The organism is Bacillus sp. Nf3, from assembly GCF_003028545.1.
Classification (GTDB): Bacteria; Bacillota; Bacilli; order Bacillales; family Bacillaceae; genus Bacillus; species Bacillus safensis.
The window spans coordinates 384946-404169 of the sequence record NZ_PYUA01000001.1; the positions used below are offsets into that span (position 1 = coordinate 384946).

The 19224-nt window shown below is 41.6% G+C and carries 19 protein-coding genes; 12 read left to right on the top strand and 7 right to left on the bottom strand.

Annotation, left to right across the window (positions count from 1 at the left end):
• The first annotated feature begins 56 nt into the window (after nucleotides 1-56).
• Nucleotides 57-1445 (top strand): MFS transporter, encoded by a 1389-nt coding sequence (locus tag C9414_RS01955; protein WP_107162952.1) that lies wholly within the window; start codon nucleotides 57-59, stop codon nucleotides 1443-1445.
• A 38-nt stretch (nucleotides 1446-1483) separates the two neighbouring features.
• Here C9414_RS01955 and C9414_RS01960 read toward each other — a convergent pair whose 3' ends face one another.
• The 3 genes from C9414_RS01960 to C9414_RS01970 all read right to left on the bottom strand — a co-directional run bounded on the left by C9414_RS01960 (nucleotide 1484) and on the right by C9414_RS01970 (nucleotide 3814).
• Nucleotides 1484-2083, bottom strand: coding sequence for an undecaprenyl-diphosphatase (locus C9414_RS01960; protein ID WP_024423699.1), 600 nt, complete (start codon nucleotides 2081-2083; stop codon nucleotides 1484-1486).
• Nucleotides 2084-2197: 114 nt separating this feature from the next.
• Nucleotides 2198-3385, bottom strand: coding sequence for an MFS transporter (locus C9414_RS01965; RefSeq protein WP_039182032.1), 1188 nt, complete (start codon nucleotides 3383-3385; stop codon nucleotides 2198-2200).
• Nucleotides 3386-3400: 15 nt separating this feature from the next.
• Nucleotides 3401-3814 (bottom strand): MarR family winged helix-turn-helix transcriptional regulator, encoded by a 414-nt coding sequence (locus C9414_RS01970; RefSeq protein WP_024423697.1) that lies wholly within the window; start codon nucleotides 3812-3814, stop codon nucleotides 3401-3403.
• Between the two features lie 347 nt (nucleotides 3815-4161).
• On the opposite strand from C9414_RS01970, the gene spoIIID reads away from it, so the two are divergent.
• From spoIIID to C9414_RS01990, 4 genes are all read left to right on the top strand, one after another.
• Nucleotides 4162-4440: a sporulation transcriptional regulator SpoIIID gene (gene spoIIID / locus C9414_RS01975; RefSeq protein ID WP_008343327.1), complete on the top strand. Its 279-nt coding sequence runs from the start codon at nucleotides 4162-4164 to the stop codon at nucleotides 4438-4440.
• Between the two features lie 184 nt (nucleotides 4441-4624).
• Nucleotides 4625-5626, top strand: coding sequence for a cell shape-determining protein Mbl (gene mbl, locus C9414_RS01980; protein ID WP_007497573.1), 1002 nt, complete (start codon nucleotides 4625-4627; stop codon nucleotides 5624-5626).
• Nucleotides 5627-5750: 124 nt separating this feature from the next.
• Nucleotides 5751-6590, top strand: a complete 840-nt coding sequence (locus tag C9414_RS01985; RefSeq protein WP_039182029.1) for a flagellar hook-basal body protein — start codon at nucleotides 5751-5753, stop codon at nucleotides 6588-6590.
• A gap of 29 nt (nucleotides 6591-6619) precedes the next feature.
• Nucleotides 6620-7438: a flagellar hook-basal body protein gene (locus tag C9414_RS01990; RefSeq protein ID WP_047202527.1), complete on the top strand. Its 819-nt coding sequence runs from the start codon at nucleotides 6620-6622 to the stop codon at nucleotides 7436-7438.
• 14 nt (nucleotides 7439-7452) lie between these two features.
• Here C9414_RS01990 and C9414_RS01995 read toward each other — a convergent pair whose 3' ends face one another.
• Complete coding sequence (locus C9414_RS01995) at nucleotides 7453-8508, bottom strand: tetratricopeptide repeat protein (RefSeq protein WP_047202526.1); 1056 nt, start codon at nucleotides 8506-8508, stop codon at nucleotides 7453-7455.
• A gap of 219 nt (nucleotides 8509-8727) precedes the next feature.
• Between C9414_RS01995 and fabZ the strand changes: the two genes are divergently transcribed.
• The gene (fabZ, locus tag C9414_RS02000) at nucleotides 8728-9162 is read left to right on the top strand and encodes a 3-hydroxyacyl-ACP dehydratase FabZ (RefSeq protein WP_047202525.1); all 435 of its coding nucleotides are present in this window, start codon (nucleotides 8728-8730) and stop codon (nucleotides 9160-9162) included.
• A 127-nt stretch (nucleotides 9163-9289) separates the two neighbouring features.
• Nucleotides 9290-9685 (top strand): large conductance mechanosensitive channel protein MscL, encoded by a 396-nt coding sequence (gene mscL / locus C9414_RS02005; protein WP_024423693.1) that lies wholly within the window; start codon nucleotides 9290-9292, stop codon nucleotides 9683-9685.
• A 221-nt stretch (nucleotides 9686-9906) separates the two neighbouring features.
• Here mscL and C9414_RS02010 read toward each other — a convergent pair whose 3' ends face one another.
• Entirely contained in the window at nucleotides 9907-10317 is a 411-nt protein-coding gene (locus C9414_RS02010) for a YwpF-like family protein (protein WP_047202524.1), read from the bottom strand.
• Nucleotides 10318-10434: 117 nt separating this feature from the next.
• On the opposite strand from C9414_RS02010, the gene C9414_RS02015 reads away from it, so the two are divergent.
• The 3 genes from C9414_RS02015 to ytvA all read left to right on the top strand — a co-directional run bounded on the left by C9414_RS02015 (nucleotide 10435) and on the right by ytvA (nucleotide 12996).
• Nucleotides 10435-10791, top strand: a complete 357-nt coding sequence (locus C9414_RS02015; RefSeq protein WP_041087904.1) for a hypothetical protein — start codon at nucleotides 10435-10437, stop codon at nucleotides 10789-10791.
• Between the two features lie 402 nt (nucleotides 10792-11193).
• Nucleotides 11194-12054 (top strand): Cof-type HAD-IIB family hydrolase, encoded by an 861-nt coding sequence (locus C9414_RS02020; protein ID WP_219909111.1) that lies wholly within the window; start codon nucleotides 11194-11196, stop codon nucleotides 12052-12054.
• Nucleotides 12055-12207: 153 nt separating this feature from the next.
• Complete coding sequence (gene ytvA / locus C9414_RS02025) at nucleotides 12208-12996, top strand: YtvA family blue-light photoreceptor (RefSeq protein ID WP_107162954.1); 789 nt, start codon at nucleotides 12208-12210, stop codon at nucleotides 12994-12996.
• 69 nt (nucleotides 12997-13065) lie between these two features.
• Here ytvA and C9414_RS02030 read toward each other — a convergent pair whose 3' ends face one another.
• Nucleotides 13066-15843 carry a DEAD/DEAH box helicase gene (locus C9414_RS02030; protein ID WP_107162955.1) on the bottom strand — a complete coding sequence of 926 codons (2778 nt, stop codon included), beginning with the start codon at nucleotides 15841-15843 and terminating at the stop codon, nucleotides 13066-13068.
• Nucleotides 15830-17437, bottom strand: coding sequence for an SWIM zinc finger family protein (locus C9414_RS02035; RefSeq protein ID WP_107162956.1), 1608 nt, complete (start codon nucleotides 17435-17437; stop codon nucleotides 15830-15832). The genes C9414_RS02030 and C9414_RS02035 overlap by 14 nt, the downstream gene beginning before the upstream one ends.
• A gap of 186 nt (nucleotides 17438-17623) precedes the next feature.
• Here C9414_RS02035 and C9414_RS20100 point away from each other — a divergent pair, with 186 nt between their 5' ends.
• Nucleotides 17624-17767: a YwzD family small protein gene (locus C9414_RS20100; RefSeq protein ID WP_003214884.1), complete on the top strand. Its 144-nt coding sequence runs from the start codon at nucleotides 17624-17626 to the stop codon at nucleotides 17765-17767.
• Between the two features lie 116 nt (nucleotides 17768-17883).
• Nucleotides 17884-19203, top strand: coding sequence for a UDP-glucose dehydrogenase family protein (locus C9414_RS02040; RefSeq protein WP_107162957.1), 1320 nt, complete (start codon nucleotides 17884-17886; stop codon nucleotides 19201-19203).
• Nucleotides 19204-19224 lie beyond the last annotated feature (21 nt).

Genomic DNA, 19224 nt, shown 5'->3' on the forward strand with positions numbered 1-19224 from the left:
GAATCTCATAATAACGGGAGGATGGGCAAAGAACATGCCAGAAAGAGGAGTAGTGTATGCACAAGTGGAAAGACAATCGAAAAGTTTTTTTAACCGCTATTGCCTTTGGAACGATGTTGAATCCACTGAATTCATCAATGATTTCTTTGGCCTTGCATCAAATTCAGCATGAATTTGGTTTGTCGTTTACGACAGTATCTTGGCTTATTTCTTCTTTTTATTTAGCTAGTGCAGTGACGCAGCCGGTGAGCGGCCGGATTGGGGATCATGTCATGAGCCGGAGAACCTTATTTTTATTCGGTCTCGTTCTTGTCGCAGTCTCTGCCATTTGTGCGCCGTTTGCCCCAACGTTTGCGGTGCTGATTGTGATCCGTCTGTTACAGGCGATTGGAAGCAGTGCCATTTATCCCTCTGGGGTCGGACTCATTCGGGATCATATTCAAGAAAGACAGGCTTCTGCGTTAGCGGTATTATCCATTTTTGCTTCAGCGATGACGGCACTTGGGCCGACGCTTGGCGGATTTCTAATGACCATTGGCGGCTGGCCGGCTATCTTTTTAGTGAATCTGCCGTTTATTTTGATCAGTTTCTTTCTCGGTCTATTTTTGTTTCCGAAGGAGCAGAAGAAGAGAAAGCTGCGCATAGGCGAAACCGTGCGAACACTCGATTTGCCAGGGATGCTTCTTTTTACTGTCTGCATTGTTCTCCTGCTTTCATTTTTATTATCACTCGGTGATGGCATTCAATATGTTCAAGGCATTCTTTGTCTCCTGAGTGCAGGCGCTTTTATTTGGTGGGAGTATCAGGTGGATGAACCGTTTATTCAAATTCGGATGTTCAGAGAAGAGCAGCGGCTGTCACTTGTGTATGTGCAATTTATCATCTTAAATATCTTTTTCTATTGTCTCTTTTTTGGTTTGCCCAGTTATTTTCAAGATGAGTTAGGCTGGCGTGTGGAGATGACGGGTCTTTTTATGCTGTGTATGTCAGGGGTGAGCATTATTGTGTCGCCTCTGACAGGAAAGTGGGTAGATCGCGGGGATGAACGCCATCCAGTTTTAGCGAGTGCAGTATTGATGCTGGCTGGAGCGTCTGCAATGACTTTCTTTTTTATTCCTGCGCCATTATGGGGGAAAGGATTGGTTCTAGCGCTGCTTGGACTCAGTTATGGAATTGGGAATGTTGCGCTTCAAGCTGCGATGCTCAAAGCAAGTCCTCAGCAAATGATTGGCACGTCCTCTGGACTTTTTCAAACATGCCGCTACCTTGGTTCCATTCTGTCATCTGCTGTGCTTGGCATGCTCTTTGGGGATGAAATTGCTGGTTCTCATTTTGCGCAATTAGGCTGGACGCTTATCATCATTTCTCTTATTGGCATTGGTGTCAGTCTTTATTTTTCAAGTATGGTTAGAGGGAGACAGCCAATAAAAAAAGCGGCACGATAAGTGAGAGAAGAATCTTCATCACGTTATCGCAAAACCGCTTAAGAATTGGACAGGTCTGAGCCCTGATCCTTTGTCTTCCTTCTGAAAATTTTCCCCACAATTGTCTCGTAAAATGTCACGATACGATCAATAGGTGAGTCAAAGAACTTCCATAATTTATTCATGATAAAGACAACCACAATCGATACGACTAAGCTGCCTAAAACATCAAATGGATAATGGTGACCAACCCAGATGCGGGAGAATCCTGTGAGTAATCCAAAGACGAGCAAGATGTTGCCGAGCTTTTTATTACGGGATCGAATGGCTAATGAAAGAGCCAGTGCACCTGTTGTATGGTCACTTGGGAAGGAAGCGTCTGCTGAGTGCGGGATGAGTGTGTCGACTTTATGCGCCACAAACGGCCGCTCTTCATAATGAAACAATGTAATGGCAAAGTTGACGATAAGTGCTGCAATGCCTGTTACACCGGAAAAGAAGACATGCTTCTTAAATTTATGATTCCCTAAAAACCAGCAAATCAATAAGACAAGGGCATACACAAGTATGGCCTTTTTTGTAATGAAAATCATGGCCTGATCTAAAAACTCAGAATGGTGAGCCATCCCGTGTATGACTTTAAACAATTCGTAATTCAAAACATCACCTATACTTTCGCTTAATACCAACTATTTTTCAAAAAAGCCTGTATGCTCTATTTGAAATATCCTATATTTTAGCATGTTTCCGGTGAAGTTTAAAATAGTATCCTTTTATTCTGAAAGGGAGACCTTTTGTGCTTTTGCTTCCTGGGGTTTTCGTTCGCTCCAATAAAAAACGCCCATACTCAGTAAGACCACAATACCCGCAATGAGGTACACATTTGAAAAGTCTGTGAAGCTGACAAGGAGTCCAAAGACAAATGAGCCAGCAGCAATGCCCGTATCATACAGGGTGAAGAAAGTGGCCGTCGCATATCCTGTACGGTGGGCTGGTGAGTGCTGAATCGCAAGTGTTTGTAAACATGGCACGAGTGATCCGTAGCCAAGCCCAATCACAGCGCCTGATAGAAGAAGCATTGTGGCTGAATGTGTCGCTGTCAGCATCCATAAACCAATGGCAAAAAGAGCAATCGAAGGATAGATCACAACGTGAGCTCCAACTCGGTCAAAAAGTCTGCCTGTAAATGGACGTGATCCAAGCATTGCAGCCGCAAACACAATAAAGAAATAACTGCTTGCACCCATCAAATGGAGTGAATTTGCATAAACTGAAATAAATGAAATAATCGGCGAATAACAGAAGGAAATAATGATGCCGACGGCCGCTGTTTTTAATGCGCCTTTTTCAAACAGGTGAGAAAACGTGAAGCGGAAGACGATGCTTCCTCCGTTTTCCGGCTCTGGCTGTCTAATCAGCATCGTAAAAGCGGCTCCGATCGTTACGATAATGGAAAAGAGAAGAAATAAGGAATGAAATCCTATTTTTCCTACTTGATTCAGTGCGATAAATGGACCGATGACAACAGCGAGGTTCATGGACATCACAAAGTATCCGAGTCCTTCCCCGCGTTTATGTTTCGGGATCATATCAGCCGCAATGGCACTGGCTACTGTCGTCAAAATACTAAAAAAGATCCCTTGTACGAAACGCAGTATAAGAAGCGTTTGGAATTGATCAATCGGGATGTATAAATAAGTGAGTAAGGCAAAGGCCGTAGAAGAGAAAATCGCCATCTGTTTTTTGCCGAATTTCTCAATAATGGCGCCCGAGAAAGGTCTTGTCACAATTGCAGACAATAAGAAGACCGTCACAAGGAGGCCGCCCTGTGATTCTGTTCCATTTAGTTCATCCATTGTGTAAATGGGCAGTAATGTCAAAAGGGCATAAAAAGAGGTGAACGTAAATAAATTCACCAGGACAATCATAATAAAGTCTTTTGTCCAAATACGTTCGTTCATGATGTATGTCACTTCCTATTCAGTTGATAATTTGTGTAAAAGTGTATGGAGGAGTTGTTTTTCTTCGTAGGTAAAATCTGAAAGACATTCTTCTTCAAATTGTTCCATCGTGCGTTTGATTTCTTCAAATCGGGCTTTTGCATCATCTGTCATCACGATCAGATTCTCACGTTTGTCTTTTCCTTGTACACGTTTCACCCAGCCGTTTGCTTCTAAACGGGTGACGGTTCTGGTGATCGTCGGTGCTTCGACGTTCAAATATGTCCAGATATCTTTTTGGGTTTTCGGGCCGAATGTATCCAAACAAAAAAGCACAGTCCACTGGGACATGTACAAGTCATAAGCAGCAAGCGCTTCGTTCGCCTTTTTAGACAGCAGTCGTGCGCCTTGATGTATTTGATGTAAACACTCTCTATTTAACGTATCCATATGCTCACCTTTTTTAAATATTTAGCTAGGTAAATAAATTCACCTTTTCTATTTTACGTGCTGAATCCTTTCTTGTAAAGTGAAAATTTTCGCGCCCCGAAATGATTTTTTGTTTTGCCTTTTCTGATAAATCCCTTGTCCCATCTTCATTTTTAGCATATTCCCTATTCAATGCTAATACACTGTTACAAACCTGACAAAGAGAGTGTTTGAGGTGAGGGATCGTGTTTGGCATTTACTACCTATTGGATGAGAAATTACGACGAACAAGCGCCGCTGAAAATGGATAATCTTCATACGGATCTCATTTCACACTTCTCACATCCATTTTAGGGAGGTCGAGTGGTGTGCACGATTACATCAAAGAGCGAACAATCAAGATAGGAAAGTATATCGTGGAGACAAAGAAAACCGTTCGTGTTATTGCGAAAGAATTTGGAGTCTCTAAAAGTACTGTACACAAGGATCTAACAGAAAGGCTGCCAGAAATTAATCCAGATCTGGCTAATGAAGTGAAGGAGATACTGGATTATCATAAATCAATCCGCCACTTGCGAGGAGGAGAAGCCACCAAGTTAAAGTATAAAAAAGAAGAAATTTTAGAAGGCGAGCCTGTGAAACAGTAAGCTTAGTTCTTTGTTCATAAACATGATATATATATCTTCCTCATATCGGTAGTTTCTAACCACAAATTTTGTAAAGACTTTTGTAAAGAAATATCTTTTTTTCTGCAAATTATGATAGAATATATAATTAGGGCAGAATGTGGTATTTGCTATGGAAACAGATTTTCAAGGAGGATATATATAGATGTTTGCTAGGGATATTGGAATTGATCTTGGTACTGCCAATGTACTGATTCATGTCAAAGGAAAAGGAATTGTGTTAAATGAACCATCTGTGGTAGCTCTTGACAAAAACAGCGGGAAAGTTTTGGCTGTTGGAGAAGAGGCTAGACGTATGGTTGGACGTACGCCTGGGAATATTGTTGCGATTCGTCCATTAAAAGATGGCGTAATTGCTGATTTTGAAGTAACTGAAGCGATGCTCAAGCATTTTATTAACAAATTAAATGTGAAAGGGCTATTCTCTAAGCCGCGTATGCTCATCTGCTGCCCGACAAACATTACATCTGTTGAGCAGAAGGCGATCAAAGAAGCTGCTGAAAAAAGCGGTGGTAAGCATGTATTTCTTGAAGAAGAGCCAAAAGTAGCAGCCATTGGTGCTGGTATGGATATTTTTCAGCCAAGTGGAAACATGGTCGTAGATATTGGAGGCGGAACGACAGATATCGCTGTCATCTCAATGGGTGACATTGTAACCGCCTCTTCTATTAAAATGGCTGGAGACAAATTTGATCTGGAAATTCTAAACTACATTAAAAAAGAGTACAAGCTGTTGATCGGTGAGCGCACGGCTGAGGATATTAAGATCCAAGTTGCAACGGTATTCCCAGACGCACGTCACGAAGAGATTTCAATTCGTGGACGAGACATGGTGACAGGATTACCAAGAACGATTACCGTCACAAGCAAAGAAGTAGAAGAAGCATTGCGTGAATCTGTATCTGCGATTGTTCAGGCTGCGAAACAAGTTCTTGAGAGAACACCGCCTGAATTATCAGCTGATATTATCGATCGCGGCGTCATCATTACAGGTGGCGGAGCTCTTCTAAATGGGCTTGATCAATTGCTTGCAGAAGAGCTGAAAGTACCGGTTTTCGTTGCTGAAAATCCAATGGACTGTGTAGCAGTTGGTACTGGCGTGATGCTTGATAATATGGACAAGCTGCCAAAGCGTAAACTCAGCTAATGATTTCCCTCATTCTTTTTAGAAAGAATGGGGGATTTTTATTAAAGAACCCTGCTAATTAGCCGATATATTTCATAGAAGATTGTGTTTAGGTCATGTGAAAGAATTTGAATGAGGTGAGCACGTGTTAAAAGGACTATACACCGCAACATCTGCCATGATTGCTCAAGAGCGGCGGACAGAAATGCTTTCAAATAATATCGCAAATGCGAATACGCCAGGTTATAAAGCAGATGAAGGGGCAATGCGTGCATTTCCAGAAATGCTGCTGAGCCGAATGGAATCAGGACGTTTCCAAACATCCTCAGGCAAAGGCTTTAGTGTTCCACTGCAATCGCCGATTGGTGGAATCAATACTGGGACATATATGCAGGAATTAATCCCTCAATTTACACAGGGAACTTTAAAAACAACAGATCAAACAACAGACGTAGCACTAGTTGAAAATAATGTGCCGATCAATCCGGAGACCAATCAGAAATCAGCGCTATTTTATGCGGTCAACACACCAGAAGGCGTTCGTTATACAAAAAGCAGCTCCATTACATTGAACGCACAAAATCAGTTGACCATTAATGGACGTGCTCTTCTTTCCGTGACCGGCCAGCCGATTACGGTTCAGAGTGAGAATTTCAAAGTGAATGCAGATGGTACTGTCACTGAAAATGGCCAAAATCTTGGTCAAATCGATGTACGAGTTGCGATGGATACAAGAAACCTAGCGCGTGAAGGAAATGATTTATACCGTACAGCTGATAATCAGCCCCTTCCAAGTGCAGTCAATAACGGTCAAATGTCCTATACGTTAAGCCAAGGCGTATCGGAGCTGTCGAACGTCGATGTGACGAAATCATATACAGATATGACAACAGCCTACCGAGCATTTGAAACAAACCAAAAAGTGGTTCAGGCATATGATAAAAGCTTAGAAAAAGCAGTGAATGAAATTGGAAGAGTGTACTAATCAAGAAATAAAAAGAAAGGAGGATACTTATGCTTAGAACGATGATAAACGCAGCTGTCTCGATGAATGAAGTGCAAAAGCAGCTTGACATCATCAGCAACAACATCGCGAACAGTGAGACAACAGGGTACCGCGCGAAAAACACCCGTTTCTCAGAGCTGATCAGACAGCAGTTTAACCAGGTAGATGAAAAAAATGAGCAGGTGGCAAACAGTCGTCTGACACCTGCTGGGTTAAGGCTTGGTACGGGGACAATGGTCAATGCGTCCATTAACTCGCTGCAAGGCTCAATTAAAGAAACTGGACGTGATCTTGATGTTGCATTCGGAGCGCCGTCGCAGTATTTGCAGGTCAACGCCGGCGGTAATATCCGTTATACAAGAGATGGTTCACTTTACTTACAGCCGGGCAATAACCGTAACCAAGTACAGCTTGTCACGAGCGAAGGCTATCCAATTCTTGATGAAAATGGGAATGCGATCGTCTTAAATGCGAATTTCCGTGATATTTCAATCGATAAAAATGGACGGCTTACGGCGATTTCAAGAGATAATCAACCGAATCAGCAAGTGAATCTAGGCGTTGTACAAGTCAATAATTCATCAGCACTTGTCTCTGAAGGAGATAATTTGTTCTCAGTCGACGGAACCTATCAAGGCGCACTAACAGCACTAAATGGAGCAAACCGAGAGGCGATTCAGCTTCAGCAAGGTGCACTGGAAACGTCAAATGTGGACATGTCGAAAGAATTAACAGACCTCATGACAACGCAGCGTTCCTATCAGTTGAACTCAAGATCTATTACGATGGGCGATCAGATGCTGGGATTAATTAATACAATTCGATAATCAGCAGGCTGGTATCAGCCTCTCATGATAAAAAAGGCGGCTCGCTCAAAGTCGCCCTTTTTTTTATAAAAATCTGAGACATCAGCAAGCAGATCCTCAAGATCAATCCAGGCTTCTTTTCGTTCAAGACATGTGACGAGCGTGGCGATCTGCTCATCTGCCTTTGGCGTTTGGCTGTAGAGAAGAGATAAGATTTGAAACTTCATTCTTAATATATCAAACTGGGAAGCAACGGCTTCTTTCAGCCCTTTTTGAATATACTTCATCCCTTCATCGGTTAAATTTTCTTTAAAACAGGAACGCACAGTTTCGTATAGGCACGATACATAGGAGTGTGCTGACTTTCGGTATGCTGGGAGACGAAGCGCCTTTTTAAAGTAGTCCAGCGCTTCCTTGTGACGGTTTTGTCTCGATTGAATAAAGCCAGCGTCATAATAAACGATACCGAGCAGCTCTTGATCATCAATCTTTTTCACGTAATCAATGATCTCGATGAAAATAGCTTCTGCTTCCTCATATTTTTTTTGGTCGCTATAGTTAAGAGCGAGTACAATTTTACACCGATAGATGCTGTGGATGTCTTCGTGCTTTGCAAAAATATCCATGGCTTTTTGAACATGGCGAATCGATAACAACGAGTAACGGTTGTTATAATAAACACCGCTTGTACGGAAATGGAATTCTGCTTCCTCTAGTTCATCGTTAAGTAATGGCAGTCGTTCCTCTGCCTTTTCGAGATAATGAATCGCATCATTTTGATCACTTTTTAAAGATTCATATAATCCGAGAAAGAAGTAAAAATAATATTGCAGTTCTTCGTTCATTTCATCTTTGTGTGGCAGCAGTTCGTGTTTGAGTTTTTCTAAGTCCTCTGTCTGATTCATCCAGAGCTGATGACGAAAAAGCATCAGCTGATAATGGAAATAGAGCTCCTGTTTTTTTGATAATTTACGTTTATATTTTAGTAGTGTTTTTTTGATTTCTTCAGCCTTCGAAAAATGTCGATGCTTCAGCATTGTATACCAGGAATGGAGAAGTTTTTTTATGGATTTATCGCTTATAAAGTTCATTTTTACCCTCTTATTTATTCAATGATGTAATATATATTACCATATTTGTGAAAAAACAATGAGTGTAGTGTGGATTATATTTGATGACAATTGGTAATGGTAGATTCTATTTTTTACCATATACGTAAGGCGAATATTGAAAAATGCCAGCATTCATAATATACTTCTATAGGAATCAAATGAAGATCAGCGATATAGAAAAGAAGGAGAGATCAAGATATGCTTGATGCTCAGCAAATTCAAGACATTATTCCACACCGTTATCCATTCTTATTGGTCGACCGTATTTTAGAGGTTGATGGAGAAAAAAGAGCGGTTGGGATTAAAAATGTCACAGTAAATGAAGAATTTTTTAATGGCCATTTCCCAGGATACCCAGTCATGCCGGGTGTGCTTATTGTAGAAGCACTCGCACAGGTTTTTGGTGTGATTATGTTAGGCAAGGAAGAAAACAAAGGGAAAATTGGTTTGTTTGCAGGGATTGACGCCTGCCGCTTTAAAAGACAGGTCAAGCCTGGAGACCAGCTTCGTTTAGAGGTTGAAGTGACGCGCCTTCGCGGACCGGTTGCAAAAGGAAAAGCAGTAGCGACAGTAGATGGCGAAGTTGCATGTGAAGCAGAACTGACATTTTCTATCGGTCCTAAAGTATCATGATTTTCCTGGCGGTTCATCAAGTATGAATCGCTTTTTTATTTAGAAACGTTCAGTTAGAACGGATAAGGACTTGCAATTTAGACAAAAAAACGTCATATTAGACAAAAAAAGATGAAGGTGATAAAGGATGCTGAAAGAATTTAGAGAGTTTGCCGTCAAGGGCAATGTCATTGACTTGGCTGTAGGTGTCATCATTGGGGGAGCATTTGGCAAAATTGTCACTTCTCTTGTGAATGATTTAATCATGCCGCTTGTCGGTATTATTATTGGAGGGCATGATTTTAGCGGTTTATCCATTAAAATCGGAGCTGCTCAAATTTTATATGGAAACTTTATTCAAACAGTGGTTGATTTCTTAATTATCTCGTTTTCCATTTTTATCTTTATTCGTTATTTGAATAAGTTAAAACGGAAAAAGGTCGAGGAAGAAGAGGTTGTGGAAACGCCGGATCAAACGGAAGTTTTGCTAACTGAAATTAGAGATCTATTGAAAAATCAAAGCCAGTCTAAAGATGTGCAATAAAAAAGAGCGGCTGATCCCGCTCTCAGCGTGTAGACAAACCCTTGCATTCGGTGTCAGGTCTGCGCTCCGGTACTCACGAATGTTAAATTCGCTCCGTTCCATTGCTCGCCCTTCCTAGACTTCAAAGGTTTTCAAACACGCTGAAAAGAAGACAAAGGGCTAAAATCAAGTTCATTTTAGCCCTTTGTCAACAATCTAAGAGCGGCTGATCCCGCTCTTTTTTATGTGTTTTGTTTAAAAGCATCTAGTAGTTTTTCTCCTGAAAGCCCCTCTTTGACGAGGTCTTTTAATACTTCTTCAGTTTCTGTTCTGTAACGATTTGTAATCATTTTACCATCGAGTAATACAGAAATGTTTTCTTCTAAGGCAACGATGTTTTTGACTTGGACAGATAGGTGAACAGGGCGGTTGTTTTCTTTAGTGATCGTTACAAGAATCTTCACTTCTGTGTGCTGCTGAAAGAGTACCTCAAACACCTGTCTATGTTTCTTTGGAATGAGTGCCTCGATCATCCAGTGATTTTCACCGTCTTCTTTATTAATGATTAAACCGTCACAAAGGGGAATGCTGGACATTTTATCTTGCTGTGGATCAAGTTCAATTTTTAAATCAATCAGCCTAAAGGTTTTCATATTTATCACCTCACAAGCGTTCATTATTCGTAAGTATTATTATAGCATACAACATCTGTATAAATGAAACCGCTGCCTGCTTAGAACTAGCTGCACATGAGTGAAAGGAGATGTTTTATGGAGTCCTATCAATTGAGAAATATTCATATTGGCGAGGAGAAGGCAAAGAGTGATATACGTGTTTATTCGTGGGGAGACATTCTTTCATTTTGTGATGTCTATATGGAAGAAGGAGAGTCACTCACGTTTCAATATGTCACTGAGGATCAAATGGACTGCTTTGAGTTTCAGCTGTCGGTTCATGATGGACGGCTTTGTTTTTATTGGTTTGCGTGGGACGGGTCTGATTATATTCACATGCCTTCTAGTAATTGGATTCATTCAGATATTTTTTATCAATTTATGAAAAATAAGTATTTCATCAAACAAAACAAGATGATGTTTTATACGCAAGCGGTAAAAAACAGAAATTAATGAGGATATAAAGAATTTGAAGGCCTATTTTGCTATTTTCAAGTTTTGTCACATCAGGCCTTTCTCCGTAGACTGGGGGTAGCTGAAAGGAAAGGAGGCAAGTCCTGATCAAAAGGTAACGTCTATCATCTGACAGCCCCCCTCTAGCTAAAGCTGATAGATGCTGCCTTGTGCATATGAACACTGCGTAATAGAACCAATGCTTCTTTGTATAGGTCATGTGTCCCCTTATGAATCCCCTTTGTGTGTATCCGGTCATAATGCGTGGCCGGATACCCTTTTATTCACTGTTTAACCGATCAGCTCTTGCAAATAGTGGATACTCATTACATAATGATGATGGATTTTGTTAACGGGATATCGGTTGAAAATAAAGACAAAAAGGAGAGAACGATGACAAACATTCAATTAATCGCAACGGATTTAGATGGCACTTTATTGAATAGTGAACACAAAGTAAGTCAGGAAAACGAGCAGGCATTAAAGGAAGCAGCTGCGAATGGAATTGAGGTTGTCGTTTCAACAGGGAGAGCGTATTTTGATGTGAGGTCTATTTTTGACCAGCTTGGTATGAATACATGGGTGATTAGTGCCAATGGAGCTGTGATTCATGATCCAACTGGACAAGTGTACCATTCAGCTACTTTACTAGAAGAAAAGGCTAAAAACATATTGTCATGGCTGGAAGAACGTGATTATTATTATGAAGTCTTTACAAACGAAGCCATTTTCACACCAAATCGCGGCAGAGAGCTTCTTGCGATTGAAATGGACCGTTTAAAAAGTGCAAATCCAGAAACGGATCAAAATGTCTTAAAGCAAGCGGCAGAAGTTCAATACAGCCAGTCAGGTTTTTCTTATATTGATACATATAAAGAATTGTTTCGTGAGGATCGAAAGCTTTCATTTTACAACATCTTAGGTTTTTCTTTTTTTCAGGACAGATTGAAAGCCGGATGGGATATGTTTGGTGATGATTCAGATTTAACATTGGTTAGTTCGGCTGATCATAACTTTGAAATTGGTTCAAAGCACGCGTCTAAAGGGCAGGCATTAACAAGGCTGGCAGAAAGACTAGGTATTCCTTTAAGTAGGGCAGCGGCTGTAGGAGACAGTTTAAATGATGAATCGATGCTTCAAGCTGCTGGTGTTGGGGTTGCGATGGGGAATGCGAGGCAGGATATAAAAGAAATCGCTGATCACGTCACGTTATCAAACGATGAACATGGTGTGGCGCATATGATTCGGCACCTTTTGAAATAGATGAATCAGATGTCGCGGTATAAATCACATAGGATGAAGCGCATTCTACAAAAGAGGAATTCAGAACCACTTCTATTTACACATGATGTGGAACATCATATAATTTAATTAAGAATATAACCCGCTTGTAAGGAAACTAAGGAGAGTAAACGAATGGCGCTGGAATCTTATAAGTCCGAAAATCTGCATTTAATCAAGGAAGCCTTGGACTATACTCAGGTTGGCCTGACGGTGACGGACCCGTCTTTACCTGATAATCCTTTAATATATGTGAACAAGGGCTTTTTAGATATGACAGGCTATCAAGAAACCGAAGTATTGGGGAGGAATTGTCGTTTCCTTCAGGGAGATGAAACTGAACAAATCGCTCTCAAACAAATTAGAACAGCCATTGAGAACAAAAAGGCTGTCACTGTTCAGCTGAAAAATTATAAAAAATCTGGACAAATGTTTTGGAACGAGTTAAGTGTTGCTCCTCTTTGGATTGACGAAAATGAAGGGAAACGTCTTTATTTCGTTGGTCTGCAAAAGGATGTCACGAAAGAGAAGGAACAGCAAGAGCTTCTTGAGCAATCAATTGATGAAGTGCTGAATATTTCTGTCCCAATCGTTCCGGTGAAAGATGGTATCTCTGTGTTACCGATCATTGGTACATTAACAGCGCCAAGATTTGATAAGATTATTTCAACGGTTTCCACCTATATCTCTCAATCCAAGGATGATTATTTTATTGTCGATCTGTCCGGATTATTAGAAGTGGATTCATTTGTGGCAGATGCGATTTTTAAGCTGAACGATTTGATTTTAATGACGGGTACTGAACTCATTGTGACAGGAATTAAACCGAATCTTGCAATGAAAATGGGAGAAATGAGAGAGGACTTCCGTGAATTAAATACGTATATGAATGTGAAATCTGCATTGAAAAAACTGAACATTTAGCTTACGTTTATATCAAATAAAAAAGAGGACTTTTCATGAAACTTGAGAAAAGTCCTCTTTTTGCTGTGATTAAGATGATTGAGCGGCGGCACTTAAGGTAAATAAATCTTCTAGTTCGTTTGTCGATAGCTCTGTAATCCAGCTTTCGCTTTGGATAATTTGATCATTTAACGTTTGTTTTGTTTCGAGCATTTGATCGATTTTTTCCTCGATTGTGCCAGTTGTGATCATCTTATGGACGTGAACAAATCGTTTTTGTCCAATCCGATAAGCTCGGTCTGTCGCTTGGTTTTCCACAGCAGGATTCCACCATCTATCGTAGTGAATGACATGGTTTGCGGCGGTTAGGTTGAGTCCTGTTCCTCCTGCCTTTAAAGAAAGAATTAAAATGTTGAATTCTTTCTTTTGGAAGCGGTCCACCATTTTGTCCCGCTCCTGTTTTGAGAGGCTGCCATTTAAAAATTGGACCGGTTCTCCAAACATCTTTTCTGCCAGCTGCTTGATCATGTTGCCCATTTCAATATACTGCGTAAAGATGAGGCAGCTTTCTCCTTGCTCATGTATCGCTTTTAACAGGTCTGCGAGTTTATCCATTTTTAACGAACGTTTCAGCAGTTTCACATCTGTTCCACTCTCTTTTAAATAGAGAGCAGGGTGATCACAAATCTGTTTGAGTCTGCCAAGCATACTTAAAATAATGGCTTTTCGCTGCATCCCTGTTAATGATGCCATATGTTCAAATGTATCCTTCACGAGCTGTTCATATAAAGACGCCTGCTCAGCGGATAGCGGAATGAATTCTTTTTCTTCGAGTTTTTCAGGAAGGTTCAGGGCAACCTCTTCATCTTGTTTTGTTCGTCTTAATAAAAATGGTTTGATCAGCTGCTGCAGCTGTTCAATTCTTTTTTCTTCACGGTCTTTTTCAATCGGAAGGACGAACTTCTTATGGAAGCCGGTCAGGCTGCCGAGATATCCTTTGTTGACGAAGTCGAATATGGACCAAAGCTCTGTCAAACGGTTTTCCATTGGTGTCCCGCTGAGGGCAATGTGATGCTGCCCTTTAAGCTGTCTAATCGCTCTCGATTGTTTCGTATGGGCGTTCTTGATGTTTTGGGCTTCGTCTAAGCAAATGGTATTCCACTTTGCTGCTGTTAATTCATCACGATCAGAATGTGAGAGTCCATAAGACGTCAGAACAATATCTGTTGACGCGTATGCTTTTGTGAAGTCCTCTCCCTGTGGACGAGATGGGCCATAATGCAGGGCAACCTTCAAATGTGGTGCGAATGTTTCGAGCTCTCGCTGCCAGTTTCCTAAAACAGAGGTCGGCGCAATGATGAGAGAGGGAACGACATTTTGCTCCTGCTCCTTCAAATACGTGAAATATGCGATCATTTGAATCGTTTTTCCAAGACCCATATCATCTGCTAAACAAGCCCCAAATCCATGCGATCTTAAAAATAAAAGCCAGTTCACGCCGTGCTGCTGATACGGACGCAGTGTGCCTTTAAAGGACTCACTCATTTCGTAGGAAGGCAGCTCGTGCGTATCATTTAATTGGTGGACAAGCCCTCTTAATTGCGATGAAAGTTCAAATTGAATATGGGCAAATGCTGAACTGTCCAATAGCTCTGGAATCGATTCAGAGGAGGCTTCTTGATCTGCCAGTTCGCGTGACAAAATATCAGACATGTGAAGTCCTTCGTTTTCGGCACGCTCCATCCACTTTTTCATTTGCTGGATGAAGGTCGGGTCTATTTTGATCCATTGTCCTCGAATGTTGACAAGGCGTCGTTTGCTTTGGACAAGCTCGTTGAACTCATCTTCTGTCAGTTCAATGCCGTTTGTAGCAAAGCGCCAATTAAAGTCCATTAATGCGTCCATTCCGACATGCGATTCGCCTCGCGGTGTAGAAGAGATCCTTGCTTTTAACATCATCGTGCTGTCTTTAACAATTTGCCACCACGATGGGAGCAGAATCTCAATACCCATATTAACAAGGGTTTCACTCGCTTCAGATAGGAAGAGCCACGCCTCTTCTTCTGACATGAGTGTGGTGCCAGATGTGAAAGAAAGCCAAGGGACAATTTGACTGAATCGTTCCATCTCTCTTGAAATTTTATCTTGATACGGATGCCAAGACCTTTTCAATGAACGGATGCCTTCAAAAAAGTGAAGGTCACTGTTTTTCTTATCTCGCAAAAACAATTCGATTTTCCAATCATCTCCGTCAAAATCCGGCTCATTTAACCGCAAGCCGACAGTGAACGGCGTCTCATCATCTATCCAGCCAATCGTCTCCAAGAAATCCTGCTCATCTAGAAAATGTCCTTGGAAGGTTGAGAGCGCAGGCGATTGTGCGTTCATGCGTTCCCATTTGTGCTGCAACGCATCATCATACTGAATATAATCCTGTACAGCAAAGGAGAACCAATCAGCCGTATAACCATCTAATAGGCCTTCTTTGTCTTTAAACCGAAGCTCGCCTTTTGTCCATGCCTCGTAATCGGGAACGAAATCTTCGTCCTCGATAAATTCATAAATAGTGGAGGCTGTTTTCATCAGGGGCTCCGTTTCATCCGTTAATGTCACATGACTAAACGTATTAAATGAATTTTTTCCTAGCAATTCAACGGTCATCCAAGGGCTTAACAGGAAAGCAGGTGTGCCAATAAAGCTGACATCTTCTAAGAATGTTCCGTAGAAAGAAGATTCGTGCCATTGGAAAAGCTGCCTCTTCATTTCATTAAGCGGAACAGGGTGTCCGTCCTCTGCTTGCGCTGAAATGGTGAAAGAGAAATCTTCTGTTTGTTCTGCATGAATGACAATTTGTTTATGGCGTGTCATCAATCAATTTTCCTTTCTTCATTTCCTCTTGGAACGCACGCAGCCGTTTTGTTGAATCTTGCAGCTGCTTTACATACCTTTCCCAAATCGCGTTTTTTTTCGTTTTATGATAAAGCGTGCGCAGTTTCTTCAGCATTTTTACAGACTCTCGATAAGCACTTCGATTCTTTTGATCGAGAAGCAGTGAGATTTCACGGTGGTACGATGGAATGAGGGCTTCTGGCTCCTCTTTTGCAATCTGTTTGATCAGATCCTTCTCCAGTTCACTAATGGTGAAACCAACAAGGCTGTGAATCTCAATCCATTCCGCATAACGCTGCTGTGTATACAATAGCTGACTGTATTCTGTAAACGCATAGGGCATACAGATTTGGAGATAGCGTTCATATAAATGATGATCCTTCGTCTGCTTAAAATATGCATCTAAATAAAAGAAGAAATCACTGACAGCCCCCCGCAGTTCTCTGTAGGAAAGGTCGAGCTGGCAATATTCCTCTAATATATAGGTGATTTCGTGATACCAGAGCTTGAGCCGCTTCCAGTCCTTTCGGTTTGTGAGATCCTTCAGCCAATTGAGCACATTTGGCAGCATATCGGCATTGAGCAGCTGTAATTGCTGAAAGAGGCTTTCATCTTCTTTCAGTAAATAATCCATGTGCATCAGCCCGATGGTACGTTCAACCGTTTGTTCTTTCTTCTGGGCGTTCTTTAGTAATTCTGTTTCTTTTTTGACCCATTTCCCTCTATTTAATATGGTGCCCCAAATCTCCATAAAGACCGCTACTCGTTCATGCTGGAAAGGTCCATTGATTTGAAGAAGTGTGCGAACGGCAGTTGGTGTGTTTTCAAGAAACGGATCGAGGGAAAAGGAAAGGGCGTATGTCTTCAAATGATCCACTGAATCGAAAATAGTGTTCATGAGCTGTTCTACATATGGATTCATGGAATAAAAGTCTTTTTCGGCATCAAGCCGGCCGAGGTCGACGAGTTCATGAAGCCTAAGCCATACATCGATTGACGTATGAATCGCATACAAGCTCTTGAATTCAGGTGAAGCAGGTGCGTGTTTTTTTAGGATCGATAAATAGCCGTAATACAAATGCTGCGGTGTTTGCTGGTGCTTTGGTGTCCGTTTCAGCCAGAGGTTAAATTCCTCTTGGAAAAAAGTCAGCCAGCTTTGGAGTGATTGTTCGTCTGGGCGCTTCACTTGGAAGTGCTGGCGAATCAGTTCTTTGCTGCGCTGTAATTCATCCTTTTCTGACCAATTTTCTGTAAATCCGGTCACACTCTCTACTTGAGCGTATAGCGAAAAGAAGACAGCGAGAATGTGTTTACAAAGTCCATCTGCTGGACATGAGCAGCTGCTTCTCACAGGAAACAGCACATGAAGGTGGACTCTTGCTGCCATGACATCATGTACATAAGCTGACCATTCGGTATCAGACTCTTGCTTGAGCCGATATACGCTGTCCTGTCTATAAGTAATCAATGCTTTTTTGATGAGTTGTTTGTTTTCATCTGTTGCAGGAAGAAGTTCTTTGATCTGTTCGGCTGTTTGTTTGATTTCTTCTTCGTTGATGTTGTGCTGAAGCATTTGATCCGCTCCTAACCAAGTAAAAGATTCCAATTCTTTTATTATAGCTCAATGGGGATTTATAAAAAAGTTTTTCATGAAAATGGTCATAAATTTCATAAGCTGTCGAATGATGTAATAGAGTATTGCATAAACCAACCTTACAGCATATAATAATGAAATTAGTGGAATCGAAAGGATACAGACATGGATAATAAGGGTTTAAATCAAGAGGAATTTTTAAAGATTTTGATGTACGCTCATGATATTGGTGAAAATTCAAATGATGTCACAACAAAAGAAATGCTTGAAAATCTGATTGCTCATATTCGAAATGGTCTTGTTTCATAAAAGTGACCCCCTGCTAGTGATGGCAGGGGGTTTTTGTATGCTTTTAAGAATGGAATGAAAGCTCCCGGCATACGATGTCATTACAAGCATAAGGAGTATGGGGAGCTGATGGTGTCATGAATATTGCGATTGCAGGCTGTGGGTATGTGGGGCTTGTGACAGGTGTGTGTTTAGCGGAGGCAGGTCATGATGTGGCGTGTATTGATATTGACCGCCGAAAGGTCCTGCAGCTGAAACAGGGAACTCCACCAATGTATGAGCCCGGGTTAAAAGAGCTATTGAAACGCAATCTTGAGCAGGGACGAATTCATTTTCACATAAATGGAGCAGAAGCCTACACGAAGGCAGATGTATTAATGATCGCGGTCGGCACCCCGCAGCAGGCAGATGGCCAAGCTGATATACAATTTGTGTTTCAGGCTGCTAAAGAGATGGGCTTAAAAGCAAAGTCAGGGGCAATTCTTGTGGTGAAAAGTACGGTGCCTGTCGGAACGGGTGATCAAATCGATCAGCTCATCCATCAAGAATTAGGACGGAAGGAGCCATTAGCTATTGCATCTAACCCAGAATTTTTACGGGAAGGCTCTGCCATTTCAGATACATTGAGGGCGGACCGGCTTGTGATTGGAGCTGAAACAAAAGCCGTATTAGACCAGTTAGAGGAGATGTATGCTGATTTCCACCTTCCATTGGTGAAAACAGACCGTAAAAGTGCTGAAATGATCAAGTATGCATCAAATGCATTTCTTGCGACAAAGATCAGCTTTATGAATGAGATTGCCTCCATTTGTGAAAAAACAGGAGCTGATGTTGAATGGGTGGCGCAGGGAATGGGGCTTGATCAGCGGATCGGTTCTTCCTTTCTCAGAGCGGGCATTGGCTACGGGGGTTCTTGTTTTCCAAAGGATACAAATGCACTTGTCCAAATTGCAGGGCATGTGTCCCATGATTTTGAGCTGTTAAAGGCTGTCATCAAAGTAAATAATGAGCAGCGGGCAGGTTTTATCCGAAATATCCAGGAGCGGCTGGGAGCAGCGCTTGAAGGGAAGCGAATTGCGCTTCTTGGTCTGTCCTTTAAACCGAATACAGACGATATGAGGGAGGCACCGTCTATTCCGATCGCTCATGAGCTCCATCAATTAGGTGCGGAGCTTGTGGCATATGATCCTGTTGCTGCCCGGCGTGCAGCTCGTGAACTGCCGGATCAAGTCTTATTTGCTCAAACGATTGAAGAAGCGATCAAGGATGCCGATGCGGTCTGTCTATTAACAGAGTGGGCGGATATTCAGTCATTTCCGCTCGCGTCCTACAAGAAATGGATGAAGCAGCCGCTTATTTTCGATGGACGAAACTGTCATACACTTGAAGCGGCAGAAGAAGCAGGGATCGAGTATCATTCGATTGGGCGTAGATCAGTTTCTCCAATTTATATGTAAAAGAAAACCGATAACAGTGAA

What these genes read in the sequence shown, in the direction of transcription:
- C9414_RS01955 (WP_107162952.1), top strand. Translation starts at nt 57, where the DNA reads ATGCACAAGTGGAAAGACAATCGAAAAGTTTTTTTAACCGCTATTGCC.
- C9414_RS01965 (WP_039182032.1), bottom strand. Translation starts at nt 3,385, where the DNA reads ATGAACGAACGTATTTGGACAAAAGACTTTATTATGATTGTCCTGGTG.
- C9414_RS01970 (WP_024423697.1), bottom strand. Translation starts at nt 3,814, where the DNA reads ATGGATACGTTAAATAGAGAGTGTTTACATCAAATACATCAAGGCGCA.
- mbl (WP_007497573.1), top strand. Translation starts at nt 4,625, where the DNA reads ATGTTTGCTAGGGATATTGGAATTGATCTTGGTACTGCCAATGTACTG.
- C9414_RS01990 (WP_047202527.1), top strand. Translation starts at nt 6,620, where the DNA reads ATGCTTAGAACGATGATAAACGCAGCTGTCTCGATGAATGAAGTGCAA.
- C9414_RS01995 (WP_047202526.1), bottom strand. Translation starts at nt 8,508, where the DNA reads ATGAACTTTATAAGCGATAAATCCATAAAAAAACTTCTCCATTCCTGG.
- fabZ (WP_047202525.1), top strand. Translation starts at nt 8,728, where the DNA reads ATGCTTGATGCTCAGCAAATTCAAGACATTATTCCACACCGTTATCCA.
- mscL (WP_024423693.1), top strand. Translation starts at nt 9,290, where the DNA reads ATGCTGAAAGAATTTAGAGAGTTTGCCGTCAAGGGCAATGTCATTGAC.
- C9414_RS02010 (WP_047202524.1), bottom strand. Translation starts at nt 10,317, where the DNA reads ATGAAAACCTTTAGGCTGATTGATTTAAAAATTGAACTTGATCCACAG.
- C9414_RS02015 (WP_041087904.1), top strand. Translation starts at nt 10,435, where the DNA reads ATGGAGTCCTATCAATTGAGAAATATTCATATTGGCGAGGAGAAGGCA.
- ytvA (WP_107162954.1), top strand. Translation starts at nt 12,208, where the DNA reads ATGGCGCTGGAATCTTATAAGTCCGAAAATCTGCATTTAATCAAGGAA.
- C9414_RS02030 (WP_107162955.1), bottom strand. Translation starts at nt 15,843, where the DNA reads ATGACACGCCATAAACAAATTGTCATTCATGCAGAACAAACAGAAGAT.
- C9414_RS02035 (WP_107162956.1), bottom strand. Translation starts at nt 17,437, where the DNA reads ATGCTTCAGCACAACATCAACGAAGAAGAAATCAAACAAACAGCCGAA.
- C9414_RS20100 (WP_003214884.1), top strand. Translation starts at nt 17,624, where the DNA reads ATGGATAATAAGGGTTTAAATCAAGAGGAATTTTTAAAGATTTTGATG.
- C9414_RS02040 (WP_107162957.1), top strand. Translation starts at nt 17,884, where the DNA reads ATGAATATTGCGATTGCAGGCTGTGGGTATGTGGGGCTTGTGACAGGT.